Annotated in this window: 25 protein-coding genes; 11 read left to right on the plus strand and 14 right to left on the minus strand. The window is 58.9% G+C overall.

Going from position 1 to position 25765, the window contains the following annotated elements; translation table 11 throughout:
• Positions 1-4 precede the first annotated feature (4 nt).
• The 7 genes from IFT84_RS07365 to IFT84_RS07395 form a co-directional block, all read right to left on the minus strand.
• Positions 5-1270 carry an ABC transporter substrate-binding protein gene (locus tag IFT84_RS07365; RefSeq protein WP_192118006.1) on the minus strand — a complete coding sequence of 422 codons (1266 nt, stop codon included), beginning with the start codon at positions 1268-1270 and terminating at the stop codon, positions 5-7.
• A gap of 42 nt (positions 1271-1312) precedes the next feature.
• Positions 1313-2146, minus strand: a complete 834-nt coding sequence (locus tag IFT84_RS07370; RefSeq protein ID WP_192118007.1) for a carbohydrate ABC transporter permease — start codon at positions 2144-2146, stop codon at positions 1313-1315.
• On the minus strand, positions 2143-3069 hold the full coding sequence (locus tag IFT84_RS07375; protein WP_192118008.1) for a carbohydrate ABC transporter permease: 927 nt from the start codon (positions 3067-3069) through the stop codon (positions 2143-2145). Before IFT84_RS07375 ends, IFT84_RS07370 begins: the two co-directional genes overlap by 4 nt.
• The gene (locus tag IFT84_RS07380) at positions 3062-4228 is read right to left on the minus strand and encodes an ATP-binding cassette domain-containing protein (protein ID WP_192118351.1); all 1167 of its coding nucleotides are present in this window, start codon (positions 4226-4228) and stop codon (positions 3062-3064) included. Before IFT84_RS07380 ends, IFT84_RS07375 begins: the two co-directional genes overlap by 8 nt.
• Entirely contained in the window at positions 4225-5061 is an 837-nt protein-coding gene (locus tag IFT84_RS07385) for a metallophosphoesterase (protein ID WP_192118009.1), read from the minus strand. Before IFT84_RS07385 ends, IFT84_RS07380 begins: the two co-directional genes overlap by 4 nt.
• A gap of 126 nt (positions 5062-5187) precedes the next feature.
• Positions 5188-5664, minus strand: a complete 477-nt coding sequence (locus IFT84_RS07390) for a DUF3833 family protein (protein WP_192118010.1) — start codon at positions 5662-5664, stop codon at positions 5188-5190.
• Positions 5665-5673: 9 nt separating this feature from the next.
• A complete protein-coding gene (locus IFT84_RS07395) occupies positions 5674-6156 on the minus strand; it encodes a pyridoxamine 5'-phosphate oxidase family protein (protein ID WP_192118011.1) in 483 nt (160 codons plus the stop codon).
• Between the two features lie 138 nt (positions 6157-6294).
• Here IFT84_RS07395 and IFT84_RS07400 point away from each other — a divergent pair, with 138 nt between their 5' ends.
• Positions 6295-7143, plus strand: coding sequence for an oxidoreductase (locus IFT84_RS07400; protein WP_192118012.1), 849 nt, complete (start codon positions 6295-6297; stop codon positions 7141-7143).
• 37 nt (positions 7144-7180) lie between these two features.
• Here IFT84_RS07400 and IFT84_RS07405 read toward each other — a convergent pair whose 3' ends face one another.
• Positions 7181-7744 (minus strand): acyloxyacyl hydrolase, encoded by a 564-nt coding sequence (locus tag IFT84_RS07405; protein WP_192118013.1) that lies wholly within the window; start codon positions 7742-7744, stop codon positions 7181-7183.
• Positions 7745-7906: 162 nt separating this feature from the next.
• Between IFT84_RS07405 and IFT84_RS07410 the strand changes: the two genes are divergently transcribed.
• The 3 genes from IFT84_RS07410 to IFT84_RS07420 all read left to right on the plus strand — a co-directional run bounded on the left by IFT84_RS07410 (position 7907) and on the right by IFT84_RS07420 (position 10975).
• Positions 7907-8494 carry a histidine phosphatase family protein gene (locus IFT84_RS07410; RefSeq protein WP_192118014.1) on the plus strand — a complete coding sequence of 196 codons (588 nt, stop codon included), beginning with the start codon at positions 7907-7909 and terminating at the stop codon, positions 8492-8494.
• An 18-nt stretch (positions 8495-8512) separates the two neighbouring features.
• Positions 8513-9523, plus strand: coding sequence for a phosphogluconate dehydrogenase (NAD(+)-dependent, decarboxylating) (gene gnd / locus IFT84_RS07415; protein WP_192118015.1), 1011 nt, complete (start codon positions 8513-8515; stop codon positions 9521-9523).
• Positions 9524-9661: 138 nt separating this feature from the next.
• On the plus strand, positions 9662-10975 hold the full coding sequence (locus tag IFT84_RS07420) for an MFS transporter (protein WP_192118016.1): 1314 nt from the start codon (positions 9662-9664) through the stop codon (positions 10973-10975).
• Position 10976: 1 nt separating this feature from the next.
• Here the strand turns inward: IFT84_RS07420 and IFT84_RS07425 are convergent, their stop codons facing one another.
• Together IFT84_RS07425 and IFT84_RS07430 are read right to left on the minus strand one after the other, a co-directional pair.
• Complete coding sequence (locus tag IFT84_RS07425) at positions 10977-11135, minus strand: hypothetical protein (protein WP_192118017.1); 159 nt, start codon at positions 11133-11135, stop codon at positions 10977-10979.
• A 95-nt stretch (positions 11136-11230) separates the two neighbouring features.
• Positions 11231-11800: a hypothetical protein gene (locus tag IFT84_RS07430; RefSeq protein ID WP_192118018.1), complete on the minus strand. Its 570-nt coding sequence runs from the start codon at positions 11798-11800 to the stop codon at positions 11231-11233.
• Positions 11801-11847: 47 nt separating this feature from the next.
• Here IFT84_RS07430 and IFT84_RS07435 point away from each other — a divergent pair, with 47 nt between their 5' ends.
• Complete coding sequence (locus IFT84_RS07435; RefSeq protein ID WP_192118019.1) at positions 11848-12801, plus strand: hypothetical protein; 954 nt, start codon at positions 11848-11850, stop codon at positions 12799-12801.
• On the opposite strand, the gene IFT84_RS07440 is transcribed toward IFT84_RS07435, so the two are convergent.
• Entirely contained in the window at positions 12779-13963 is a 1185-nt protein-coding gene (locus tag IFT84_RS07440; protein WP_192118020.1) for a glycosyltransferase family 4 protein, read from the minus strand. The genes IFT84_RS07435 and IFT84_RS07440 overlap by 23 nt on opposite strands.
• Before the next feature lie 2 nt (positions 13964-13965).
• Positions 13966-15012: a glycosyltransferase family 4 protein gene (locus tag IFT84_RS07445; RefSeq protein WP_192118021.1), complete on the minus strand. Its 1047-nt coding sequence runs from the start codon at positions 15010-15012 to the stop codon at positions 13966-13968.
• Positions 15013-15065: 53 nt separating this feature from the next.
• On the opposite strand from IFT84_RS07445, the gene IFT84_RS07450 reads away from it, so the two are divergent.
• The 5 genes from IFT84_RS07450 (at position 15066) to IFT84_RS07470 (ending at position 22139) form a co-directional block, all read left to right on the plus strand.
• Entirely contained in the window at positions 15066-17144 is a 2079-nt protein-coding gene (locus IFT84_RS07450) for an HAD-IIB family hydrolase (protein ID WP_192118022.1), read from the plus strand.
• A complete protein-coding gene (locus IFT84_RS07455; protein ID WP_192118023.1) occupies positions 17126-17989 on the plus strand; it encodes a glycosyltransferase family 2 protein in 864 nt (287 codons plus the stop codon). The genes IFT84_RS07450 and IFT84_RS07455 overlap by 19 nt, the downstream gene beginning before the upstream one ends.
• A 15-nt stretch (positions 17990-18004) precedes the next feature.
• The gene (locus tag IFT84_RS07460; protein WP_192118024.1) at positions 18005-19138 is read left to right on the plus strand and encodes a glycosyltransferase; all 1134 of its coding nucleotides are present in this window, start codon (positions 18005-18007) and stop codon (positions 19136-19138) included.
• 3 nt (positions 19139-19141) lie between these two features.
• On the plus strand, positions 19142-19789 hold the full coding sequence (locus IFT84_RS07465; protein ID WP_192118025.1) for a hypothetical protein: 648 nt from the start codon (positions 19142-19144) through the stop codon (positions 19787-19789).
• Between the two features lie 271 nt (positions 19790-20060).
• On the plus strand, positions 20061-22139 hold the full coding sequence (locus tag IFT84_RS07470) for a TonB-dependent siderophore receptor (protein ID WP_244651128.1): 2079 nt from the start codon (positions 20061-20063) through the stop codon (positions 22137-22139).
• A gap of 34 nt (positions 22140-22173) precedes the next feature.
• On the opposite strand, the gene IFT84_RS07475 is transcribed toward IFT84_RS07470, so the two are convergent.
• On the minus strand, positions 22174-23163 hold the full coding sequence (locus IFT84_RS07475) for an AraC family transcriptional regulator (RefSeq protein ID WP_192118027.1): 990 nt from the start codon (positions 23161-23163) through the stop codon (positions 22174-22176).
• 119 nt (positions 23164-23282) lie between these two features.
• Here IFT84_RS07475 and IFT84_RS07480 point away from each other — a divergent pair, with 119 nt between their 5' ends.
• The gene (locus IFT84_RS07480; RefSeq protein ID WP_446737577.1) at positions 23283-24473 is read left to right on the plus strand and encodes an MFS transporter; all 1191 of its coding nucleotides are present in this window, start codon (positions 23283-23285) and stop codon (positions 24471-24473) included.
• A 118-nt stretch (positions 24474-24591) separates the two neighbouring features.
• On the opposite strand, the gene IFT84_RS07485 is transcribed toward IFT84_RS07480, so the two are convergent.
• Complete coding sequence (locus tag IFT84_RS07485) at positions 24592-25731, minus strand: fumarylacetoacetate hydrolase family protein (RefSeq protein WP_192118028.1); 1140 nt, start codon at positions 25729-25731, stop codon at positions 24592-24594.
• Positions 25732-25765 lie beyond the last annotated feature (34 nt).

The raw sequence follows: 25765 nt of genomic DNA on the forward strand, positions 1-25765 counted from the left end.
CCGTTTACTTGCGCGGCAGCAGCTTCTGCACTTCGTCAGCAGCATCGTTCAGCGCTTCGACCGGATCGGCCTTCTGCTCGACGATCCGCGACAGGTTTTCAACGATGGTGTTGGTGACCTTCACGCCGTTGGTGCCGGGGAACGCGTACCATGGCTGCATCAGCGGCATCTGGTTCAGGCCAGCGTTGAATAGCGGGTTTTCCTTGTAGAAGTTGCCGAGATAGTCGGGCGACTTTGCGGCCAGCTCGTTGTTGGGCACGTAGCCCGTGCCGGGAACCACAACGGATGCGCCGTAGGGGCCAGCAGCAAACTTGGCGAACTTCCAGGCGGCGTCCTGCTTGGCAGGATCACGGGTCAACATGACGACGGCGTTACCACCGGTCGGCAGCTTGCCATTGGCAGGGTCGATCAACGGAATGGGGGCCGTGCGCATGTCGAACTTGTCGCCGACATTCTTGATGGTGTTGCGCAGCGCGCCGGTTGTCTGGAATGCAAAACCAACCTTGCCAGCCACGAATGCCTGTTCACCGGCAGCCTTTGTAAAGACCGGAAGGCCGCCTTCCTTGACCATGCGATCCAGCAGCGTCACAGCCTTCTGGCCTGCTTCACCGTTGAACGCCACCTTCTTTTCATCCGGTGTCAGCATGGTGCCACCAGCGCCGAACAGAAGGGCGGAGAACATCCAGTCGTCCGCCTGCCAGCGGAAATCGATACCATCAGCGCCGGTGTTGAGCGCCTTGATCTTACCGCCTAGGTCGATGACCTCATCCCAGGTCTTCGGCGCTACATCCGGGTTGCCACCGGCCGCGCGGACGAGATCGGCATTGTAATACATGATGGGGTTGGACGTTGCAAAAGCCAGACCGACCTGCTTGCCGTTAACCTGCGCCAGTTTCAGGATCGTATCGGAAAAGCCGAGCTTGTCCATGTCGCCTTCCTTGGCGATGAACGGGCCGAGATCGACCGGGATATCGCGCTCATCCACCATGCGAAGACGGTTGAGGCCGATAAAGGTGATATCGGGCATTTCCGCCGTGCCGGCCTGGCGCATGATGGTCTGAATGCCCTGCTCGTAGTTTTCCGACGGGCTGGCGAAGGTGATCTTGATATCGGGATTTTCCTCCATGAACTTCTTGGAGATCGTGTCCATCACGTCCTTGAAGAAGCCGGGCATGGGGTAGTGGACGGTCAGCATCGTTTCGGCAAAGGCCGGAGCGGCGATGGACGCAGATAAAGCAGCGGCGGCGAGCGCCTTGGTGATACGCTTCATAGCTCTATTCTCTCTGTTTTCAGGCGGGTTAAGAACGACCGGTCAGCCTTTGAGACCGGTCATGGCAATGCCCTCGACGAAGCGTTTCTGCGCCATGAGAAAGGCCAGCACGAGGGGAAGGGTAATGATGAGGGTCGCCGCCATCAGCGCGCCATAGTCATCTCCGGCTTCGGCAGCGCGGAAAAACAACAGGCCTAGCGGCGGCGTGGCATAATCGGAATTCGTCACCACGATCAGCGGCCAGAACAGGTCGTTCCAGTGCGCCACCACCGAGAAGATGGCAAAAGCTGTAACAGCAGGCCATGCATTGGGCAGAATGACGCGGGCAACAACGCCAAGCTCCGACATGCCATCCAGCCGGGCGGCATGGATGAGATCATCCGGCAGCGCGCGGAAAAATTGCAGGAACAGGAAGATGGCAAACACCGAGATGGAGAACGGAGCGACGAGAGCGGCATAGCTGTTGAGCATCGACAGCGTGTCAAACGCAACATACAGCGGCAGCGCGGTGGCATGGATTGGCACCAGCAGGCCCAGCATGACGAGTGCCATCATGAAGCGCGAGCCGCGAAATTGCAGCTTGGCCATGGCATAGGCACAGGGTACGGCTACCATAACCTGAATAATCAGGATGATGCCGCAGACCACCACGCCGTTCCATAATAGCGTGGGGATATCGACTCGCGACATGGCCTTCTGGATATTCTCGACATAATACCACTGCTGTGGAACGAGCGACAACGAGGACGCGAAGATATCCGCCTGCGCCTTGCCCGCTGCCGAAATCATGAAAATATACGGGGCCAGAAAGACGAGCGCCCCGAAGGACAGAAGCGACAGGCGGACGATGCGGCCTAAGTTCAGTGTCTGGGTCATGCGTAATGCACCTTCCGGTCAAGAACGCGGTACTGGATCATCATCAGCACAATAAGGATGGCGAGAAACACGACCGTCATGGCCGAGGCATAACCGATGCGCAGGTAGACGAAGCCTTCCTGATAGATGGTGAACAGCAGCACTTCGGACGCTTTGTTCGGCCCACCTTCGGTGAGCGTCTTGACGGTTTCGAAGACCTTGACCGAACTGATGACGCTGATGGTGGCGACAAACAAAGTGGTGGGTCCAAGCATCGGCCATGTGACGAGGCGGAACCGCTCAAACGCCGATTTTGCGCCATCCACTTCCGCAGCGGCATACAAATCACGCGGAATGGCGGTCAGGCCAGCCAGAAACAGCACCATATTAAAGCCGACCGTCTGCCAGACGCCGATGATAGACAGGCCGTAGAGGACGGTGGAAGACGAACCGAGCCAGTTTGGCCCTTCGATGCCGACCAGCGCCAGCATGGCATTCAGCGGGCCAATGGTCGGGTGAAACAGATACTGCCACGCCGTTGCCATGGCGACCAGAAGCGAGGCGACAGGCAGAAAGTACACAGTGCGGAAAAAGGCTTTGCCGCGCGTTTCACTCTCGATCAACAGCGCCACGCCGAGACCGAGCGCGATGGAGACCGGAGTGACAATCAGCGTATACACCGTGGTGTTCCACAGGGATTGGCGGAACGTGCGGTCCCCGAACAATTCCACGTAGTTTTCCAGACCCACGAACTGGAAGCCATCATAGCCAAGCTCGTAATCGGTGAACCCGAGAATGATGACGGCGAGTGTCGGCACGATGATAAACAGCATCATCAGTGCGATGGCTGGCGATGCCAGCCACCAGGCGGTGCGGGCCTCGCTGCGGCGCGCGGCCTCGCCATTGCTGATGGCGCCGGGGTTAGCAAGTGCGATATCAGCCATGAAGCGTCGCCTTCATATGGGCGGGGGCTTCGACCACATCGGCTTTCAGCCGTGCGCCGGTCTTGCCATCAAACAGCATGATGTGCGCGGGATCGACGCTGAGATTGACCGATGCACCGGCTGTCAGCGTGCGGGCCTCGGCAGGCGCTAGTTTCACGACAATCGTCTCGCCCATGCCATGCAGGCGCGCAAACAGGATGATTTCGGAGCCCAGAAATTCCAGCCGCTCCACCTGCGCGGATAGGCCCGCACCGGGTGCCGCCAACCGGACAAATTCCGGGCGGAAACCGAGTGTCACTGTATCATTCTCGCCCGCTGCAGGCGCGACAAGCTCAACGGAGCCAAAGCGGACGAGGCGGTTGGCATTCAGGCGGCTTTCCAGCAGATTGATGCGCGGCTGGCCGATGAACCGGGCAACCTCCACATGGGTGGGATTTTCGTAGATGGTCTGCGGCGTATCGAGTTGCAGCATCTTGCCGCCGATCATCACCGCCACCCGGTCTGCCATGGACAGCGCTTCCGATTGATCGTGCGTAACGTAAAGTGTCGGCACTCCGGCCTTGCGGTGCAGGTCTACGATTTCGCCGCGCGCATGAACACGCAAGTTCGCATCGAGATTGGACAGTGGTTCGTCCATCAAAAACACGGCCGGACGGCGCACCATCGCGCGCGCCAGTGCCACACGCTGGCGTTGACCGCCCGACATCTGGCCGGGCTTGCGGTCAAGAAGGTGATCGATCTTGAGCGACACGCCCATATCCTTCACCCGCTCCTGAATATTGCTGCGAATGGCGGCGCTGCCACCCATAAAGCGACCGATGATCGGCAGGCGCTGGGCCGTGCTCAACTCGCGCATGGCGAGTGGAACGGCAATATTCTGGCCTGCCGTCAAATGCGGATACAGAGCGTAGGACTGGAACACCATAGCCACATTGCGGTCCGATGCCGACAGGCCGGTTACCGGCTTGCCAGCCAGCAAGATTTCGCCACTGTCGCAATGATCAAGCCCGGCAGCGATGCGCAACAGGGTGGACTTGCCGCAGCCGGAGGGGCCGACCAAGGCAATGAACTCACCGGCTTCGGCCTCGACCGTTACCGATTGCAGAATTGCGTTTGACCCAAAGGATTTGACGATGTTTCTGAGTGCGAACATGATTATTCCGCCGCCTCCGAGGATTCCGCTGCGAACTTCTCACGCGGATAGACTTCGTCAATAACGTCATCAATGACGTGGGCAGACATGCCCGAGACGCGCATGATGGTGCTGCTGACGGTCTTACCAAGTTCATGAACCACCGCGCCAACCCAGCGTTCGCCCGGCATATCGCGCTCCAACGTATCGATGATGAAGGCCGAGGATGGCCCCCAGACCAGAGCGGTCTTCTCATGCGTGCCAGTCCATGCGCGGTGCAAATGCCCGTTGGCATAGAGTTTGACATTGTGAGCGGCAATCAAATCAAACAATGTGCGGCGCGGTGCAGGCTTGATGCCCCAGTACCCGCTGTCACCCTCATCGGCGCCATCCACAAACAGCGGCTGGTGGGCAAACATGGCAATCTGCCGGTCACCGGCGGTTGCCAGTGTTTCTTCCAGCCAAGCCAGTTGCTTGGCTTCTTCTTGGGGGTGCACCCCGAAGACAAGGCTGTTCAACCCGATCAAGCGCCAGCCATCACGATCATGCGACCAGCAGTCCGGGCCAACAATCGTGCGCCAGCGCTCGAGGCGCTCGGCATTCACCGGCTGCGGGCCACCGTCGTGGCCCACATCATGGTTGCCCGGCACAACCAGCACAGGCATGGTCAATTCACTCAGCAGATCCTTGGCAAATGTCAGATCATCGACTGTATCGGCACCGTCCAGCGACAGATCACCGGTATGGACAACGAGATCTGGCTTCTCGGACTCGATGAAATGAGCAAGTGGTGCCCAGTTGTCGTTGAAGTGGGTTTTGGTCGGGCTGAGGTGGGTATCGGTTATCTGAATGATTTTCACAGGCGCTCTCACTGGTCATCCGCGCCGCGCACAGCGGCTTTGTCGTTACCAGTGGATTAACAGGGGGCCATGTCATTCATATAACATGACAGAACCGCGCGTTGCAGTTCTGTCATGTTATTGTCATTAAAGCTTGCGGTGGAACACGTTCATCGTCGCAATTTCCACGCCGAGTTTCGTCAGCGAGGCGTGAGCGACCAGAACGTCGGGCTGCTGCAGCCAGAACCAGTCATCAAAGCCGAGTTTGGAGGTTTGTCCATCCGCGTCCGGCACGTCGCGGCTATATTGCCAGCGAAAGGCGTTGCCCGCCTGCTCACCGGCGGCAATGCCTTCAATGCGCGTTTCGCGCCCTTCATAGGTGCCGCCGTCCCGCTTGATGATCGTCCATGTCAACGTATCGGTATGGCCATCATCGAACGTGTAGATTTCCTTGAGCGCCAGTGTATTCGCCGCAGCATCCCAGCGCCCTTCGGCAGAAATCTTGAACTGGTTCTGAAACGCGCCGAAGCGGCTGAGGGTCACACCCCAGCCCTCAAGCTGGCCCTGAAAGAACTCTTCCAGCACCAGCTTTGGCGTCTTATTGTCAAAATCGCTGATTTTCATAAGCGTTTCCTACAGGTCGACCTTGGCGTTGCGGCCCATATCGGGCTTGCTGTCCGACACGGCGGCCGCAAACATTTTGATGTAGCTGACGACTGTGCCCGGGCTATCCCAATACTCTGCCGACTGCGGCTCAACCTTCAGCACGCGGATCGATGGGTCTTCGGCACTATCCCACCAGGCCTTGGATGGCGTGGAAAACAGTTCACGAATTTTTTCGCGGTCGTTGGATACGCTGGCAGTGCCGCTAACGGACACGTATTTCTGACCCTTGGAGTCAGCAAATGCCAGACAAACCTGCGGGTTCTGTTCGATTTCTTCATCCTTGTGGCTGTCCACATCAGTGAGGAAATAGACCATATTTTCGTCTCGCTCCACATGAGCAGCCATCGGGCGGGCACGCAGTTCACCATCGTTCACGGTGGTCAGCATGCAAAACATGATCTTTTCCATAAGATCATAGGCGCGTGTCGTATCGTCGATCTGTTCGGCCATATTGTCTCTCCAGCTAATGAATGAACGTCAACTCACCAGAGCCTGCAAGGTTCCGTTTTATGCCGGTGGAAATCGAACGATTGCGTGTGCTCCGCGTTAAACGCTGAAACGCTTTCTCTGTCACTGTGAGGATCAAACATGACATCTCCCACCCTGCCCGTCTGGTTTATTACCGGATGCTCCACCGGCTTTGGCCAGTCCCTTGCCAGGCGCGTCATCGAGCGCGGCTGGCCGACAGTCGTGACTGCCCGTGACGTTTCCCGCGTGGCCGATCTCGCCAAAGGCCATGAGGATACCGTGCTGGCGCTGGCGCTCGACGTGACGGACCCGGCAGATATTGAAGCTTCCGCCAAGGCGGCCCTGTCGAAGTTCGGGCGTATCGACGTTCTCGTCAACAATGCGGGCTATGGCTATCAGGCTCCGATTGAAGAGGGCGATGATGCCGAAATTCGCGATCAGTTCGACACCAATGTGTTCGGACTGTTTGCCATGACACGCGCGGTGCTGCCCGCCATGCGCCAGCAGCGCCACGGGCATATCATCAACATCACATCCGTCGCAGGCTTTATCGGCTATCCCGGCTCCGGCTATTATGCGGCCAGCAAGCACGCCGTTGAAGGCTTCTCCGATGCGCTGGCGGCAGAAGGCGCGCCGCTCGGCATTAAGGTTACATGTGTTGAGCCTGGGCCGTTCCGCACCGACTGGGCTGGCCGCTCGCTACGCCAGACGAAGAGCACAATCGATGAATACGCCGAGACCGCCAGCGCCCGCATGGCCTTTACGCAAAGTGTCAGCGGCAAACAGGCCGGAGACCCGGACCGGGCGGCGGACGCGATGATCCACATTACCGAAATCGACACCCCGCCGCGCCATCTCGTGCTGGGCAAATGGGGCGTGGATGCCGTGACGAGCAAGCTGGAAGAACGGTTGGCCGAGGTGAAAGCCTGGACGAAGGTTGGCGTGGAAACCGATTTTCCGGCCAGTTGATCAAATGAGGGCGGCACGTCCGCCCTTATCTCCATGCTTAGAATCGATAGCCGACCTGCACGCCCGCCCGCGTCATGCCATCATTGGGTCCATCACAAAGTTTGGCATGAGATGCGTGCGCCACTTGCGCCAGAATATTCCAGTGGGCATCAATCCTGTAGCCTGCGCCCACGTATTCACGAAAAAGTGCGTGACACCCGAGTTCCGGCCCATCGTCATTGGTCGTGAGCGCGCCATCGTGCCAGACACCGCCAAACCCGACTTCCGCAAACACCCGCTCGGTGAGATCGGCCGTCCAGGATAGGCCCGCGAAAACCTGTGTTGCCTGCCCTGATGTGCCCACAGACGTACCAACGGCGATACGAGGGCGCAGCAGCTTTTCGCCCCACTCCGTTGCCAGATGCTGACCAAACGGGTCAAAAAACACCGAAGCTTCCGGAAAAACCGCATCTTCGCGCTCTGATCCGCTTTGAACGGACGTAGAAACACCGAATCTCAGCTCATCGAACACCGTTTCGCCCGCCTGCGCACGGCACAGCAATGCCCCCTGCGCAACGACGGCAACTGCCGCAGCGCATATTAAATATTTACAATATAACATAGAGTTAGCCCCCGAATCACCATAGAGTAAATCGGCGAATCCGGGGCTGTAAAGCGGCCTTGCCGCGCTATCTTGAACTGTATCGAACAGTGTTTTTTCCGAAACGTTTTTCTGTTACAGCACGACGCAGTTCAAGATTGGCCGCACGGTGAAAGGCGCCTCATGACCAGTGCATTTCCGTTGATCCATCTGGTTCGCCATGGCGAAACCGAATGGAGCCGGTCCGGCAAGCACACCGGCAGAACCGATGTGGCACTGACGCAAGCGGGTGAGCAGGCCGCACGCGCGCTGTCTGCGCATCTTCACAGCCAGTCATTCTCCGCCGTCTGGTCCAGCCCGTCGCAGCGCGCGCGCCAGACCTGTGAACTGGCCGGTTTTGTACCGCCAGAGATCAAGCCCGATCTGGCAGAATGGGATTATGGTGTCTATGAGGGTATCACCACGCCGGACATTCTGAAGCAACGGCCCGGCTGGCAGGTGTTTCGCGATGGCTGCCCGCAAGGCGAAAGTGCTGATGACGTCGGCGCGCGGGCAGACCGTATCATTCAGAGCATACGAGACCTGAATGCGCCGGTTCTGATCTTTTCGAGTGCGCATTTCCTGCGCGTTCTGGCGGCGCGGTGGCTGCGCCTGCCGCCGGAACAGGGAGCCAACTTCTATCTGGATACGGCCAGTATCAGTGTTCTGGGCTACGAGCACTGTCTGGACGAGCCGATCATCCGTCGGTGGAACCAGCAATCATACGTGTAACAAACCAAGGAATATCACATGCAAATCGGAATGATGGGACTCGGCCGGATGGGCGCCAACATGGTGCGGCGTCTTTTGCGCGCAGGGCATGAATGCGTTGTGTACGACATCAACCCCGCCAACGTTGCCGCTCTCGTGTCCGAAGGCGCGATCGGCTCCACCTCGCTCGAAGAATTTACCGCCAAGTTGAAAAAGCCTGCCTGCGCGTGGCTGATGCTGCCCGCCGCCATTACCGGTGGCAATGTGGATGCGCTGGCAAAGCTTCTGGATGCTGGCGATATCATCATCGATGGCGGCAACTCCAACTACCACGACGACGTGGACCGCGCTGAAGTTTTGAAAGCGCAGGGTTTGCACTATGTTGACGTTGGCACCAGCGGTGGCGTGTGGGGTCTGGAGCGCGGCTATTGCCTGATGATCGGCGGTCCGGATGAAGCCGTTCGCCACCTCGATCCAATTTTCGCCAGCCTGTCGCCAAGCGGCGGCCAGGGTGGGGATGTTGTTGGCGGCACGACGGCATCGCTCGGCTACCTGCATTGCGGCCCAAGCGGCTCCGGCCACTTCGTCAAGATGGTTCACAACGGCATTGAATATGGCATGATGGCCGCCTATGCCGAAGGCTTGAACCTGATGAAAGCCGCCAATGCCGGCAATGCCGTGCGCGCACTGGATGCGGAAACCAGCCCGCTGCAGACACCGCAATACTACAAGTTCGATATCGATCTGGCCGCTGTCACAGAAGTATGGAAGCATGGCAGCGTCATCAGTTCCTGGCTTCTGGACCTGACCGCCGATGTGCTGGCGGACGATGCCGCGCTGACCAATTTCGGTGGTCGCGTTTCGGATTCCGGCGAAGGTCGCTGGACGCTGAAGGCGGCTATCGACACCGGCGTTCCGGTTCCGGTTTTGTCGGCGGCGCTGTTCCAGCGGTTTAGTTCACAGGGCAATTCCGAGTATGCCGACAAGCTTCTATCCGCCATGCGCTTTGCCTTTGGTGGCCACCACGAAAAGCCGAAGGACAGCGTATAGGTCTCGGTCAAGATACGGGGCTAAATATTCGCCCCGTATCTCTTATAACCTGAGGGTTATGCAAGCCCGAGCAAATCTCATTTTACATGGTTGTCTGATCGTCGCAGTATCGTTGTTGAGGATTGGGAGGAGACAGACATGGATGACCAGAGCAGCCATTCGGCGCGCGTGCGCGCCTTGTGTTGGACGGCCGTGGTACTGGATGGGTTCGATCTTGTCGTGCTTGGCGCGCTGATCCCGACGCTAACCGGCGGTGATGCGCCGTGGATGACGGCGCAGCAGGCAACGTTCGTTTCCACTATCAGTCTGGTTGGCATGACGCTTGGGGCGTTGATGATCGGCTTTGCGACCGACCGCATCGGGCGGCGCAAGGCGCTGATCTGGGCGGTTCTTGCCTTTTCACTCATGACGTTGGCCTGTGGTCTGGCGCAGAATTATTGGCAACTGGGGCTATTCCGGTTTCTGGCCGGTTTTGGTCTCGGCGGGTGTCTTCCAACTGCCATTGCCATGGTCACCGAGTTTTCGCGCGGCAAACCCGGACGATCCTCCACCATGGTCATGACCGGCTATCATGTCGGCGCGGTTGCCACCGCGCTTCTGGGGCTGATCTTCCTGCCCTTGTTTGGCTGGCGCTCCATGTTTTTTGCAGGTGCCCTGCCCGGATTTGCGCTGGTCCCGCTGTTGATGCGCTATCTACCGGAATCGCCCGCATTCCTGGTTGCTGTCGGTCGTCAGGCGGAGGCCCAGGCGATTGCCGATCAGCACGGTCTGCCGCTGGAAGCATCAACCGATCCCGGTCCGGTTGGCAAGCAGAAGGGCGATCTGGGCTCCCTCTTCCGCCCGCCTCTGCTGCGCAACAGTCTGGCGATCTGGGTTACATCCTTCATGGGCCTGCTGCTGGTTTACGCGCTGAATACATGGCTGCCCGCGCTGATGGTTGCTGCGGATTACGGTCTGCAACGGGGCCTGTGGCTGCTGCTGCTTCTGAATGCCGGGGCAGTGTGCGGTCTGCTGGTTGCCGGACAGGTGGGAGACCGCATCGGGCTGAAAGCGGCTGCAGTGCTGTGGTTCTTCTGCGGCGCGGTTCTGTTGGCCGCACTATCGGTCAAGGTGCCGGTTGCACTGCTGTATCCCATGGTGTTTGTCACCGGGTGCTTCGTCTTTTCAGCGCAGGTTCTGGTCTATGCGTTCACCGCCGCCAACCATCCACCAGCCATTCGCGCAACGGCGCTGGGCATGGCTGCGGGCGTGGGCCGCATCGGTGCGATTGCCGGGCCTTTGGTCGGTGGAACGCTGGTATCGATGGGCATTGGCCATCCATGGGGCTTTTACGCCTTCGCAGCGGTGGGATTGATCGGCGCGATCTCCATGGCGGCGACCATGACAGTGGCCGCAAAGCCGGAGAAAGCATCCGTGCGAAACGAACATTCGCGCCGACAGACCGCTTCCTGACTTAATTGTACTGGCGCGGTTTCTGCGCTTCGCGCTGCTTGCGCGCCACGTCCTGCAAAAGCGCCTGCATGTCGCTCAGCGACACGCGGTCTGCCTGCATCACCTGCCGGATGAGCGGATCGCTCAAGACCTCATCAATGGACATTGCCGTGCACATCATCTGACTCTCCCTTTTCCTGCGGGCAGTGTATAAAACTTGCGTAACAACCGAATGTCAGAACACGGGCAAAATCAAGGCTAACGCATTTTGTGGTATCACCGAAGTTTCAATCGTCGCGCGGCGTTGGCGTCCTCGAACCAGCGACGTTCCGCCTCCCAGCAATGACCGTCCCAACCTTGAAAGCCGAAACCAAAGATTTCTGGCACGGAATTGTTCCGTGCCAGAAGATCGAATGTCAAAAGGTAGCCGGAACTCGGTGCATGGTGAGGCATCGCCCCGTAACTTTGCAGCATCTGTCGGGCTTTTTCCTGCGTCTCTTCATCCAGACAGTGGACCGGCGCGCCCGTCGGTGCGAGCTTGGCCTTCAACTGTTCGGTCCAGCAAATATCGGGATGGGTTGGCAGCGGCGGAAAGGTCAGCACAAATTCGCGCGCGGCCTGCACGGCGGGGCGGTGCGCAAAGCCCTCGTCCGCCACCCATTCCGCCGGTTGTCCGCCACGGTTGACCAGCACAAGATGCGTGATGCGCGCTCCACTGGCCTCCGCAAAACCGGCTGCATTGTTGAAGCGGTAGACACGCTCGAACGCGTTCAGAACACCACCAAAATCACAGAAGGCCGGGTCATTTCCAACGATTGCTACTGATCCTGCCTGCACAATTTTCATCCCAAGCCTATGTCATCCACGTCACGTATATAAAGAGGACATAGACAATGGAAAGACGCTGCCCGCTATGCAAGGGACGGTCGCTGAGCGAGACGGAGCGCGGCTTGTTCTATCACGGGGTTTACAAGCGCTTTTCCATGGCCTGTGAGTTCTGCGGAGTGCTGCTGAATGACGACACAGATTTTGCAGGCATTCTCACATTGCGTTTGCAAGCAGACCATTTTGTGTCAAACCCTGAGGACGGTTTCGGCTTCGATATTTACACCCTGCGCTCCGCCGCCACCCGGTTTTGCCGCTCCGTAGTGCCGGACAGTGAAGCACAGGAGACGGCCTTGCAGAACCCACACAGTGATCTGGCGGCAAGTGCGTATCTGCGCAACATCAGCGGCGTCACTGGCGATGCGATTACGCTGGCTGTCATGTGTCGCGAGAGTGATCTTACATCCGTCATAGCGCAGAACACTGTCCATCTCGACTGGGCACGCGAACTGGTGGTTCTTGTGAACACAGATGATCAAAAGCCCGAGCAACAGGTGCAAGACCGAACCCGCATCGTCACGCGCCCATTCACTGGTGATTTTGCAAGGCAGCGCAACCATCTACAAAATATTTGCGCCACGCCATGGGTGTTGCAACTGGACGCGGATGAAACCCTGTCTGTTGAGACAGCGGCACTGCTTCCGTCCTTAGCGGCGGTTGCGCGGGGAGATGGCGTAGTATCCATTGGTCTTGCGCGCCGCAATTTGGTTGATGGCGTCTTGTCCGATCTTTACCCCGATTTTCAATACCGGCTGAACCGGTCATCCCTGCGCTATGCGGGCAAAGTGCACGAGCGGCCTGAGCGGCCCTGGCAGGCCAGCATGATCGCCCTTCACGGCGCAATCGATCATCACCTTACCCTCGCCCATGTGCAAAGCAGGTCTGCGCGGTATGAAGCGCTCGACCCCGGTCGCGGGCGATTGGACGAGGCGGGCGAGCTTATGCGCCCGTTTTGCGGGTAAGAACCTTGTCGTAAAGCGCTAGAGTTTCACGCCCCAGCGTCTCCCGCGTGAACCGGGAGGCAGCTTTTAAAGCGGCCGCGCGATAGGCCAATCGCGTATCATGAGAAGCCAGCAAGGGCCGCAACGCATCGGCAAAATCAGGTCCCGTCGCATCCGCCGCCAGCGTTCCGGCCTTTGTCGCGCCGATGAACTCCCGCGCGCTGGCATCCAGCGCACAGGCCACAACCGGACGGCCATAGGCCAGTGCTTCCTGATAGACCAGCCCGAAACTTTCATAGCGGGAAGGTGCTGCGACGATATGGGCGCTGGCATATTCGCGGGCCAGCACATCCTCCGGCTGGCGACCCATGGCCCGCACGCGGCGGCGCAGGCTCAAGGGCATATCCGCGCTCAAATCGTCCTCGCCAACGCCAACCAGAACCAGCTCGAAATCGCCGTTCGCTCCGGCTTCAACCTCACTGGCAAGACGTGCTGCACCATCCATCAGAAAGTCAAAACCCTTACGTTTCTCCGCTCGGCCAACAAACAGAATACGGATCGGCGTTTGTGCCTCCGGGTAGTCGGCTGCCTCCGCCCGCGCCAACACCTCCGGCGCCAGTGAAAGACCGATGACGGCATGGGGGGTGGTGCTATCCACGCCATACAAGGCGCTGATGCGGTTGCCGTGATCGGCTGTGTTGGAAATCAGTCCGGCGCTGTGGCGAGCCTGATATTTTTCCAGCGCATTGGCTGCGCGGTTGTCGAGAGTATCACGAAGAGTTTTAGCCGGACCTTGTGAAAACGCAGCCGGTGTTGAATTGCGCGTCACCAGCGCAAGACGTGCCGACCCTGCCAGAAGCACGGCCGGCGCGTACCAGTTCGTCGCTTCAAGAATATCGAGCGGTGCGCGCGCGTGGATACGCTGCACAGCCGCACGAAAGGCCCATGGCCCCGCAAGATGGCCAATTGCACCGCGTTTTCTGAGCCAGCCCAAGGCATCGCTTTCTTGCACCTTGCAGCCGATAATCCGCACGCCGCCCACCTGCTCCTCGCCCATGCGGTCCTGCGTAAATACGGTGACATCGCAGCCTTGCCCCGCAAGGCTTTCGGCGATTTCGCGGGCAGCGGTGGACAGGCCGCTTGGTGCCGGGGGATAGTCCCAGGTTAACAATCCCACGCGCATGTTCATCGTCCCAGCAGTTTCAGGTAGAGCGCGAAATAGTCCTGCGCCATGCGGTCTGCGATAAAGCGCTCGTCAAAGCGCGCACGCACACGGTGGCGATCCAGCGTGCCGATCCTGGCAACCGCCTCCATGGCCTGCACCTCGTTTTCCACCACAAAACCGGTGACGCCGTCTTCTACGATTTCCGACACCGAGCCACGGTTCCACGCGATGACCGGTGTGCCGCACGCCATGGCCTCGATCATCACAAGGCCGAATGGCTCCGGCCAATCCACCGGAAACAGCAGGGCCTCCGCCTGTGCCAGAAAACCGGCTTTGCCCGCATCGTTCAGCGGCCCGACATAGACAGCGCTGTCGGACAGATAGGGTTCAACCATGGTTTGGAAGTACAGCGGATTTCCAACATCCACCGTTCCGGCCAGCCGGATGGATTTGCCGCAGTCGCGGGCAACCTTGATGGCGACATCCGGCCGCTTCTGGTCTGTCATGCGGCCGATAAAGGCCAGATACTGGCCTTCGTCCGGCGAAAAGGTAAACCGCGCCGGGTCTATCCCATGATACACAACGCTGGTGCGGTTGGCCTGTGGCAGCGCTTCCTGCTGCGCGCGCGAGATGGCCGCCACCGGCAGATCGGAGAAAGCCTTGAAGAACAGCTCCCGGTCCAGCTCGTCCACCCGCCAGTGAATGGTGGTCAGCGAGCGCGAGCGTGCCTCACCGAGCAAGGCCGCATGAAAAAACTCGCCATGACAGTGGATGATATCGAATTCGTTCAGCCGCAGCCGCAACTCTTCCATGCGCACCGCTTCCAGCACCGCCGGAATGGAGGGCGGCAAGGACCCATGGAGTGCTTCCAGCGCCTGAAGGCTGGGCATGGAACCGATGCGCGGAACGTCGATCACGCTGTCGGAAGGCGCAAACAGGGTAACGTCCACACCCATTTTCCGCAGGCCGATGGAAAGATCGTAGATGACGCGTTCTGTGCCGCCATGGTCCTTCGGCGGCACCGGGAAAATATTCGGTGCAACCTGTGCAACCTTTAAGGGCTTCATGAGTTCGAACTTCCGATCAGTTTAGCGTTTTGTTGAGTTCCGGGGGTGTGTCAGTGTTTGTCCTTCATATCGCGTTGCAAGGGTGTCTGAAAGGACAAGATGTTGAGTACGGAATAACCTCCGATACGGGCGGACATATTCGCTATCTTCTCGATCTTGTCCATGCCCATTGCGAGGCTTCGCCACACGATCGCATCGTAATTGCAACACGCGCCTTTACCGGCCACGGCCCTCTGTACGAACAACCACATGAGCGGGTTTCCGACCAGATCGAAATCATCCGGCTTGAAACGCAATCCGGCGATTACCTCACGAAGGAAGAGCTTCACACGCAAGTTGAAAGTTTTGCAGACGCGCTGTGCACCCATATCGAAGCAAACGGGCGGCCAGATATCATCCACGCGCATTACGCCATTGCCGCCAGTGCGGCGGCTATCATCAAGGACAGGCTCGGCATTCCCTTCGTTTTCACGGGTCATTCATTGGGTCTGGTCAAACAGTCGGTGATGGGCAGCACGGTTACAGTTTCCGAAGGCTTTCAGGAACGGATCGCCGGCGAAGAAATTGCCCTGAAGGAAGCGAGCCTCGTTGTTGCATCGTCGCGCGATGAGGCAGAACTGCAATATGCAGGCTACCGTAATTACGATCCCGGCAGCATCCGGGTTATTCCTCCGGGAAGCGATCTTGCGGCTTTCAAAGACGCCACCGTGAACGAAACGGTTGAAACCGAACTGGCTCGATTTCTGACGGACCCACAGAAGCCTGTCATTCTGGCCATTGCCCGCCCCGTCCGCCGCAAGAACCTCTCGGCGCTCGTGGAGGCATTCGGCAAAAGCAAGGCATTGCAGGCGCAGGCAAACCTTGTTCTGGTCGCAGGCACTCGCACCGTGATCGATGATCTGGATGGCGATATGGCAGGGTCCATGCACGAATTGCTGGCACTGATTGATCAATATGATCTCTACGGCAAAATAGCCTATCCCAAATCCCATACCCCGGCGGATATTCCGGCCTACTACGCCTATGCGCGCGATCGCGGCGGCCTGTTCGCCAATCCGGCACTCAACGAACCGTTTGGCCTGACTTTGCTTGAGGCATCGGCTGCCGGGCTTCCCATTGTCGCAACTGATAGCGGCGGTCCGAACGATATCGTCGAGACCTGCGGCAATGGCCTGCTGGTGGACCCGAACGATCCAAGTGCGATTGCCGAGGCCGCGCTGCGCATCCTGTCCGATAGCACCATTTACCAGCAATTTGCCGAGGGTGGCGAACGTGCAGTGGCGCATTACGACTGGAAAGGCCATGTCCAGCGCTATCGCGGTTTGCTGCGCGATCTGATTGAGCCTGCTGTCACACGTCCCGCAGACACAAGCGGAACCGGGCAACTGTTGATCAGCGATATCGATAATACGCTGGTTGGCTCTGTGCCACACCTGCACGCCTTTGGCGCATGGCGGCGGTTGCAGCCCCATCTGGCTTTCGGCGTTGCCACCGGCCGCTCGTTCCACAGCGCCATGGCCGTGCTGGAGCAGGAAGACGTGCCGCGCCCGGAGGTTATGATCACCTCCGTCGGCTCTGAAATATACCATCTCGATGAAAATGGCGTGACCTACAGTCTGGACCGCGACTGGCTGGCGCAGATTACCGAGGATTGGGACCGTGAGCCTGTCCGCCGTGTAGTGGAGTCCGTCACCGGCATTACGCCGCAGGCAGCACTCGAACAGCGGGCCTTCAAGCTCAGCTATTTCAGTGATGGATCGGCAACCGTAGTCAAGCGGGTGCAAGCGGCGCTGGAGCGCGTGGGCCTGATGGCCTCGGTGATCCACAGCCACCGGCGCTACCTGGATATTCTGCCCTACAAGGCCTCCAAGGGAACGGCGGTTGAGTTCGTCCGCCAACGCTATGGCCTCAGCATGGACTCGGTGTTTGTGGCGGGTGATTCCGGCAACGATATTGAAATGCTGCGCGCTGTTCCGCAGTCCATCATTGTTGCCAACTATTCTGACGGGCTGGCCCATCTGCCGGACCTGAAGCACTCCTATCTCAGCCGCGAGTCCCATGCGCGCGGAATCATGGAAGGAGTCGATTACTTCCGGCGGAAGGCGAGTGCGTCATGCCACCCAGTATCCTGACGCTGGTTCGCGGACGCGAACAACACCTGCGCAACCTGATGGAAAGCCTGGCACACCAGACCGTCCAGCCGCTGGAACTGGTCATTGCGTGGATGCAGGATGAGCCGTTTGCCAATCTGCCAAAGCTGGATTGTCCTGTGCGCCACATTTTCGTGGCCGGTGAGCCGATGCCGCTTGCAAAAGCCCGCAACGCTGCGGCGGTGGCGGCGCTTGGCGACACACTGATATTTCTGGACGTTGACTGCATTGCCAGTCCTACACTTGTGGAAGCCTTTACAAACGCGGCGGCGCGAGAGGATGGCGTGTTTCTGGGTGAGGTCCTCTATCTGCCCGCTGGTGTGGCGAACACTGGCGTCGATTACGCGTTGTTCGACCAACAGGGCGTGCGCCACCCTGCCAAACCGGCTCCGCCGGAAACGGGCATTTGCGCCGAGCCCGACCACGGAGAACTGTGGGGCCTGTCCTTTGCCATTCGTGCCGCAACATGGCGCGCGCTCGGCGGCATGGATGAAGCCTATGTCGGTTATGGTGGAGAAGAAACCGATTTTGCCGCCAAGCTGAAAGAAAACGGCATTCCCCTCTACTGGACGGGACACGCCCGCGCCTACCACCAGCATCATGCGGTGCTCTCACCGCCTGTGCATCAGTTCGATCATATCATTCGCAACGCTGAACTGTTTCACGCGCGCCATGGTCGCTGGTGCATGGATTACTGGCTGGGCCAGTTTCAGGCTCTCGACCTCATCGACTGGACCAAGGACACGGCCAGAATAGAGGTCAAACGCCGCCCGACTGCACACGATATCGAGGCTGCTCGCCAGCCTGACACAGCCCTTTTCTCTTGAGCGAAACAGTAAACCATGTCTCAGAAACCCATATCCTTCTTTGTCCACCATCAGGGTCGCGGCCATGCCAACCGCACCATGGCGCTTGCCGAGCATTTCTCCCGTGATCGTGCCGTTTCGGTTTTGACAGCCGGACCGGAGTTGTTCGACAAGCGCTCGCGGGATATTGAAGTCATTGCCCTGCCCAACATGATCGGCGCTGCCGTGCCCACGCAGGCACTGTTTGCCCAGCCGACACCGCAGGTCATGCATTGCGTTCCGCTTGGCGTAAGTGAGATGCGCCGTACGATGCGCACGATCCTTGACCATCTGGACGACCGGGACGTGGGACTGTTCGTTGTGGATGTATCCTCCGAAATCGCGCTGATGTCGCGCATCGCCAGTGTGCCCTCGGTACAGATCCGCATGCACGGTGAGCGTTCCGATATCGGCCATATCGGCTCCTACGAATCCAGCGTTGGTATGCTGGCCCCCTTTGACGAGCGGCTGGAGCAGGACGATTACCCCGCCTATCTGCGCGCCAAAACCTTTTATACGGGCGGCCTGTGCACCACGCGTGATGCCGTGGTTGATAAACAGGAGGCACGCCAGCGTCTGGGCCTCAACTCGGATCAGGAAATCATCGTAACGCTGACCGGGGGCGGCGGCAGCGGTACGCCTTACGCCCCGCTGACAGTTGCGGCGCGCGCCGCGCCCAATGCGCTGTGGCTGGTTCTGGGCCCCACGCACCGGGAGGGACACGAAACGGACTTTGCCAACCTACGCGAACTTGGCTGGGTCCCGAATGTCACCGATTACCTTGCCGCTGCCGATATCGTGATTGCGTCCGCGGGCGATAACACCATTCACGAAGTTGCCCGCACCAAAGCCAGGCTGATCGTAATGCCGGAATGGCGGTATTTTGCCGAGCAGCATCGCAAGGCCGATGCGCTGGTGCAAATCGGTGCCGCTGTCAGCGCGCCCGCTTGGCCCGGTGACTTCAGCCAATGGCATGCTTTGCTGGATTCCGCCCGCGCCCTGGATGGCGCCGTAATCGGCACCCTGCACGACCCGAACGCTGCCGCCAAGGGTGCCGGTTGGCTGGAAACCCTGACTGACAGCTTATGGGCAGACGCCAAAACGGTCACCCCAGCGCTGCGCGTCGTGTAACCCGTGGCAACGCTCCTGACAGTGTTGAAGGGCGGCGGCCGCTACACGCCGCTCTGGGTCGAGTATCTGAAAAACGGCGCTATGCGTCACGCTCGCGGTTTTGAGAGGATCGTTTGCCTGACCGATCTGGATTTCCAGATTGACGGGGTGGAGACCATACCCCTGAAACACGACTGGCCGATCTGGTGGTCCAAATTCGAGGCATTCCGCCCCGATATTGGCGGTGGCGTGAAAGTTCTCTGCGATCTGGATACCGTATTTGCAGCCAATGCGAGCGCGCTGATTGCCAACGACATGGCGGCAATGGAAGATTATTTTCTGAAGGGCCGCCTTTCCACCGCGTTGATGCGCTGGAAGGATGACGAATTGTGCTTCCTCTACGACACCTTCCGGGCGGACCCGCACCACTGGATGCAAGAAGGCTCCTGCGGTCCGGTTCCCAATTCAGTGCATGGCGATCAGGTGGTCGTTGACCATCTGCTGCGTCGTGACGGCAAACTGCCGCCGTTCTTTCAGCAACGCCATCCCGATCTTCTTGATTTCTACGACGAAGAGCATACCGAATTTGGCCCCGTGCTGATCTTCATCGGCAAGTCCAAGCCGGACACGGCCAACGAGATGGTCCGCGCTCTTTGGCAAGGCCGATCATAAACCCATTCGGATCATATGCCGTACCGTTACAGTTCCGCCACAGTTTTCTCTGAATTGCGGCGGAATCTTGTTTTGCAATTGACTCATGTACGCCAACGGACAATACCGGACTTGAACACTCATCTTTCCATAAAAAATGAGTGGAATTGTCTGGCATGCTCGGTTTGGCATGCCCTTTATAAAGGGTACACTTGTGGCGCGTAACGCAAACGATACAACAACTCTGTCCTTTGAGCCTGCACGCGTAGTGTCAGTGCGCAATAGAGCATTCTTGGGCCTTCTGCTTTCAACAACGGTTTTCGTTGCGGGTCCTGCCTTTGCCCAGTCCACCGAAGGTGAAGCAGCGACACTCGATACGATTTCCGTATCGGGTGAAAAGCCCTCGCCCGTTGGCCCGGACGCCACCATCGTTGCCAAGAACTCACTGACCAGCAGCAAGACCGATACGCCGCTGCTGGACGCACCCGCGTCAGTCTCCGTCGTGACCGAAAAAGAGCTGCGCCAGCGTGCAGTCACCAATCTTGACGAGGCGCTGTCCTACACGCCCGGTGTCGCCACGGATACGTACGGGTCCGACGACCGCTACGACCATTATCTGATCCGTGGTTTCTACCAGACCACGAACGGCACCTACCGGGACGGTTTGCCAAAGCGTATACCGGTGTTTACCGACGCGAAGATCGAACCCTTTGGCATGCAACGCATCGAGGTTCTGAAAGGCTCAAACTCAACCCTGTTCGGCCTGTCAGGTCCCGGCGGCATCGTCAACGCCATCACCAAGCAGCCGAAAGACCAGAAGTTTGGCGAGGTCTACACATCCTTTGGCGAGGACCATTTGGAAACCGGTGTGGATTTCGGAGGTCCGCTGGATGCGGAGGGATTGTGGTCTTACCGCCTGACCAGCAAATGGCAGAACGGCAATGCCGATATTGACCATACCAATGACGACCGGGTTTATATCGCACCGGCCATTACCTACAGCCCCAGCGACGATACATCCTTCACACTGCTGACCGACTTCAACAAGCGCGACGGGTCCACCTCAAACAGTATTCCCTTCCGCTCAACGGTTAGCCCGGATACCTATGTCGGCGAGCCGGACTTCGATAAATTCAATACCATCGAGCGCAATATCGGCTACCAGTTCCGGCACGATTTCAACAATGGCCTGCAATTCCGCCAGAACGCGCGCTACTCCACCACCGATCTGACCTATGAATCCGTTTATATCGGCAGCCCGGACCTCAGCGCAAACCGCAGCGCCTATGCTGTTTACGGCGATCTCAGCCGTTTCGCGATTGACAATCAACTTCAATACGATGTCAATTTTGGCCGGTTCGACAGCCGTACCCTGTTTGGCTTTGACTACACCAGCGACCGCAACAACGAGACGTTGGCGGTGGGATCGGCAGGCCCGATCAATGTCTACAACCCGGTTTATTGCGGGCGCGCTTGCGTCATTCTCGGTGCACCGTCTGCATCGGAAACCAACCTGACCACGCGTGGCGTGTACCTCCAAGAGGAACTGACGCTGGATGAGCGCTGGATCCTGACCCTTGGCGGACGCTACGATCATGCCGAGTCCGAATCGATCAGCAGCGCAGGGACCTATCGGGCAACCGATACGGACTTTACCAAGCGTGCCGGCGTAACGTTCAAGGCAACGGAAGAGGTTTCGCTCTACGCAAACTACTCGGAGTCTTTCCTTCCCGTCGCTGCCAATCGCACCACATTTGTCGGCACGCCAAAACCGCAAACGGGCGAGCAGTATGAAATCGGTGCCAAGTACCAGCCCATCGGTATCGATGCGCTGTTCACCGTAGCGCTGTTCGATCTGACCCAGTCCAATGTAACCCAGTGGAATGCCAGCTATACCCAGCAGTATCAGGTTGGTGAGATCAACAATCGCGGTATCGAGTTCGAGAGCAAGGTAGCCTTGAACGACAGTCTGAACGTAACCGCCGCCTATTCCTACTGGGATGCACAGATCAAGGACAATGTTACCGCCAGCCTGATCGGCAAGCGCCCTGCCCGTGTTCCGCACCATCTGGCGCAATTGTGGGTGGATTACACCATCCCCGGTGAAGGCAAGATCGGTGATTTGACCTTGGGCGCGGGCGCACGCTTCTTTGGCGGCACGTTTGCCGATGATGCCAACAGCATCAAACTGCCATCCCGCACGGTCTTTGATGCTGTCGTCAACTACAAGGTTACCGACAACGTGGCGCTGGCGGTCAACGCGACCAACCTGTTCGACCGCAAATATGTCAGTCATGTCGATACGTTCGGCAACACCGCCTACTACGGCGACCGCCGCACCGTGAAAGGTACGCTTCGCTATACCTGGTAAAATCAAAACGCCTGCGGCTGTGTGAACACGTCACTCAGCCGCAGAAATTTGTTGCCAGGTCCCCCGTAGCCGGCTTCGTTTTGTCGCGAAACTGGCTCGGTGGCGCACCCATGATCCGCTTGAAAGCACGGCTGAAAGAGGCATCGGACTCGTAGCCAAGCTGCTCAGCGACAACCGACACCCGTGCGCCCTCGCGCAGCCATTGGTGGGCGCGCGTCATGCGGGTGCGTGCCACATATCGCGCAGGCGTTTCGCCCACAAGTGCCGCGAAACGCTGGGCGAAACCGGAACGGGACGCGCCCATCCGTTCGGCCAGTTCGTCCACGGTCCAGTCCCGCTCCGGTTCCAGATGGATGGCCGCCAGAACACGTCCGATTTGCGGATTGCGCACCGCCGCAAGCCAACCGCTCGAATCACCGCACCCATGCTCCACCCATGTGCGGATCAGCGTGGCTGTCAGCACATCCGCAAGCCGCGTCAGAATGCCTCCTGCGCCCACACGGTCCATCTCCACCTCGCGCGCCATCGCATCCAGCAGGTGGGGAATAGCAGGTTCGTTGACTGCCAGATCGCTGGTGCGCAGAACCTCCGGCATCATTTGCAGCAGCGGATGCATCCGGTCGACATTGAAGGACATGGAGCCGAAGAACAGCAAGGTTTTGCCGTTGGTCTCAGCGCATTCCAGATCGAATATCCCGTCACAAACAGATTTTCGGCCATACTGCTCGAATGGAAGAGGCGGCACGCCGGGTCGGCTGGCCAGCACATGCGCATCCCCACGTGGCAGCAGCAGCGCATCACCGGTTCGCAACTCCATCCATTCGCCGGAAGGCGTCTGCAACCAGCACTGCCCTGCCGCCACGAAGTGAAACCGCGCCTGCTCATGGGCCGCAAAGGCCGTTGCCCATGGGTCGCAAGGCTGGCATCGGCCATACTCGATACCGTCGAGCCTCAGCCCGCGCAGCATTTCGCTAAGTGGATCAGCGACAGAGCGCGGGAGCGTTTTGGACGAATCGTCAAGCATTCTGGATTTATTAGCATAGAAACGCCAATCCGTCACGCTTAAGTTACGGCTGAAGATAAACTCTGCAGTATCCGAAGTCTCCCAATTCGGACCAATGCGGGGACCCCAAGGAGATGGGCATGACAGATAGTGTAATGAATGAACCTCAGGTGTTTGAGGACGTGATAGAAAGCAAGGCCGCGTGGGGCGCAGTCGTCTCGCTGTCGCTCGGTGTTTTTGGTCTGGTAACGGCTGAGTTTTTGCCCATTAGCCTGTTGACCCCCATGTCGCAGGATCTTGGCATCAGCACCGGTATCGCCGGACAATCCGTAACCATGACCGCCGTGGTGGCTGCATTCGCTGGGCCCGGCGTGGTGATCGGCACGCGCAACATTGACCGGCGCTGGACACTGCTGGCATTGACGACGATGCTGATCATATCCAGCCTGCTGGCCAGCTTTGCCCACAGTCTCACGCCCCTGTTAATTTCGCGCGTGCTGCTGGGCATCGGTCTCGGCGGGTTCTGGGCCATGTCGGCGGCGTTGGCGATGCGGTTGGTGCCACCACGCCTCATGCCTCGTGCCATGGCGGTGATACTCACCGGCGTATCGGTCGCCACCGTCAGCGCGGCACCGGTTGGCGCATGGATTGGCGCAACGCTCGGCTGGCGTGCTGCTTTCACCATATCCGCTGGTCTTGGCGTTCTGGCGCTCGCGGTACAGGCCGCAACCATGCCCGCACTGGCACCCAAAGGGTCTGCCGGACTGAGCACTTTTGCGGTGCTGCTACGGCGGCCCAAAATCCAGTTGGCGCTTCTCACGACCCTGCTCGTCGTTGCAGGGCATTTCGCCGGTTTTACCTACATTCGGCCGTTTCTGGAGCAGGTTCCAAAACTGGGTGTTGAGGCTATCTCGCTCGTTCTTCTGGCTTTCGGCATCGGTGGCTTTTTTGGCAATCTTGCCGGTGGCATTGTATCGGAGCGCAGCACCACGTTGTCGCTTAGCCTCGGCGCGTTGTTGATCAGCGTCACAGCCTTTGCACTGGTTCTGGGCGGCGCAACACTGTTTATTGCGGCCTTGGCTGTGACAGTTTGGGGCTTTGGTTTTGGTGCCGTGCCTGTCAGTGCGCAAAGCCTGATTACCCGCGCTGCACCCGATGAGGCCGAAAGCGCCGGTGCCCTGCTGCTGACAACCTTTCAGATCGCGATTTCCAGCGGTGCTGTTCTCGGCGGCATGTTGATCGAGTTTCAGGGGCCGGTCGGCGTCTTCGTCTTTTCCGGTATCACAGCGGCTTCGGGTGCGCTGCTCATTGCCAGTTCAAAAAACGCCTGACACCCCTGCATAATTCTTTAAATCGGCGCCGATCTAAAGATAAAATTATGCAGAATTTTGAAGTGCTACAGCGTCCTTTGCGCGTCATGTTTGACGCGTGGCGCTGTAGTGGCGCGGGCTATAGCAGTCCGCGCCCTGCCAGATTGCGCATCAGCTGCGTCACGCCAAACGTCCATGGTGCGCACTCAGTCGACAACAAAACCCGGTTGGACAGCGCGCCGAGTTGCGCGTTGGAAATTGTCACCCGGTCGCCAATCTTGTGGGTAAAGCCCTGCCCCGGCACGTCTCGGTCCTCCGTCGGGGCAAACAGCGTGCCCATGAACAGCATGAAACCATCAGGATACTGATGGTGCCGGCCAATGGTCTGCGCGACGAGATCTAGCGGATCCCTGCTGATTTCGCGCATGGAGCTTTTGCCGTTCAGTACATAGCCGTCCTCGCCGGCAATCGTCAGGTCGAGTTCCGCAGTGCGCACATCGTCAATCGTGTAGCTGTCGTCAAACAGACGAATGAACGGCCCGATGGCGCAGGACGCATTGTTGTCCTTCGCCTTGCCGAGTAGCAGCGCGGAGCGACCCTCGACATCGCGCAGGTTCACATCGTTGCCAAGCGTTGCACCCTTGACCGTGCCTTTGCTGTCCACAGCCAGCACCACCTCCGGCTCGGGATTGTTCCAGCGGGATACCGGATGCAGACCTACATCATCTCCATGCCCGACCGATGACAGCACAGGGGCCTTCGTGAACACTTCCGCATCCGGCCCGATGCCCACTTCCAGATATTGCGACCAAACTCCGACATCGATCAAGGCTGTCTTGACCTTTTCCGCTTCCGGCGATCCCGCTTTGAGGTCGCGCAGGCTATCACCGATAATGGCGGTAACCTTACCGCGGATATCGCGGGCAAGATCCGGATTGCCTGCCGCCCGCTCCTCAATGACGCGCTCGATCATGGAGCGGGCAAAGGTTACGCCGCAGGCTTTCACGGCTTGAAGATCATTGGGCGCAAGCAGCCGCAGCGGCGCCTCGGCACCCGCCGCCAGAAGCGATTGCAGCGATCCCAACGTTGTGCCGGGCGCATTGCGGGCATAGTCCACCGCATCGTCGCGCTCGATCAGGTCGCTCATCGTGGCTGTCTGACTGGCGGTGATATCGACCACATTGCCATGGCGCAGCGCGACCAGCACCGGGCCAATGCCCGCCTGCCATACCCTTCCCACGAAGGTTCCCGTTGCAAAGACTGCTTGATCAATCGTCATGGTGCTGTTCTCCCTCTCTGCCCCGTCTTGTAAC

Origin of the sequence: Rhizobium sp. CFBP 8762 (genome assembly GCF_014841565.1) — a bacterium.
Taxonomy (GTDB): domain Bacteria; phylum Pseudomonadota; class Alphaproteobacteria; order Rhizobiales; family Rhizobiaceae; genus CFBP-8762.

Excerpts from the sequence above, each read along its gene's own strand:
- IFT84_RS07365 (WP_192118006.1), bottom strand. The coding sequence starts at position 1,270 with ATGAAGCGTATCACCAAGGCGCTCGCCGCCGCTGCTTTATCTGCGTCC.
- IFT84_RS07370 (WP_192118007.1), bottom strand. The coding sequence starts at position 2,146 with ATGACCCAGACACTGAACTTAGGCCGCATCGTCCGCCTGTCGCTTCTG.
- IFT84_RS07375 (WP_192118008.1), bottom strand. The coding sequence starts at position 3,069 with ATGGCTGATATCGCACTTGCTAACCCCGGCGCCATCAGCAATGGCGAG.
- IFT84_RS07390 (WP_192118010.1), bottom strand. The coding sequence starts at position 5,664 with ATGAAAATCAGCGATTTTGACAATAAGACGCCAAAGCTGGTGCTGGAA.
- IFT84_RS07395 (WP_192118011.1), bottom strand. The coding sequence starts at position 6,156 with ATGGCCGAACAGATCGACGATACGACACGCGCCTATGATCTTATGGAA.
- IFT84_RS07400 (WP_192118012.1), top strand. The coding sequence starts at position 6,295 with ATGACATCTCCCACCCTGCCCGTCTGGTTTATTACCGGATGCTCCACC.
- IFT84_RS07405 (WP_192118013.1), bottom strand. The coding sequence starts at position 7,744 with ATGTTATATTGTAAATATTTAATATGCGCTGCGGCAGTTGCCGTCGTT.
- IFT84_RS07410 (WP_192118014.1), top strand. The coding sequence starts at position 7,907 with ATGACCAGTGCATTTCCGTTGATCCATCTGGTTCGCCATGGCGAAACC.
- gnd (WP_192118015.1), top strand. The coding sequence starts at position 8,513 with ATGCAAATCGGAATGATGGGACTCGGCCGGATGGGCGCCAACATGGTG.
- IFT84_RS07420 (WP_192118016.1), top strand. The coding sequence starts at position 9,662 with ATGGATGACCAGAGCAGCCATTCGGCGCGCGTGCGCGCCTTGTGTTGG.
- IFT84_RS07425 (WP_192118017.1), bottom strand. The coding sequence starts at position 11,135 with ATGATGTGCACGGCAATGTCCATTGATGAGGTCTTGAGCGATCCGCTC.
- IFT84_RS07430 (WP_192118018.1), bottom strand. The coding sequence starts at position 11,800 with ATGAAAATTGTGCAGGCAGGATCAGTAGCAATCGTTGGAAATGACCCG.
- IFT84_RS07435 (WP_192118019.1), top strand. The coding sequence starts at position 11,848 with ATGGAAAGACGCTGCCCGCTATGCAAGGGACGGTCGCTGAGCGAGACG.
- IFT84_RS07440 (WP_192118020.1), bottom strand. The coding sequence starts at position 13,963 with ATGCGCGTGGGATTGTTAACCTGGGACTATCCCCCGGCACCAAGCGGC.
- IFT84_RS07445 (WP_192118021.1), bottom strand. The coding sequence starts at position 15,012 with ATGAAGCCCTTAAAGGTTGCACAGGTTGCACCGAATATTTTCCCGGTG.
- IFT84_RS07455 (WP_192118023.1), top strand. The coding sequence starts at position 17,126 with ATGCCACCCAGTATCCTGACGCTGGTTCGCGGACGCGAACAACACCTG.
- IFT84_RS07460 (WP_192118024.1), top strand. The coding sequence starts at position 18,005 with ATGTCTCAGAAACCCATATCCTTCTTTGTCCACCATCAGGGTCGCGGC.
- IFT84_RS07475 (WP_192118027.1), bottom strand. The coding sequence starts at position 23,163 with ATGCTTGACGATTCGTCCAAAACGCTCCCGCGCTCTGTCGCTGATCCA.
- IFT84_RS07480 (WP_446737577.1), top strand. The coding sequence starts at position 23,283 with ATGACAGATAGTGTAATGAATGAACCTCAGGTGTTTGAGGACGTGATA.
- IFT84_RS07485 (WP_192118028.1), bottom strand. The coding sequence starts at position 25,731 with ATGACGATTGATCAAGCAGTCTTTGCAACGGGAACCTTCGTGGGAAGG.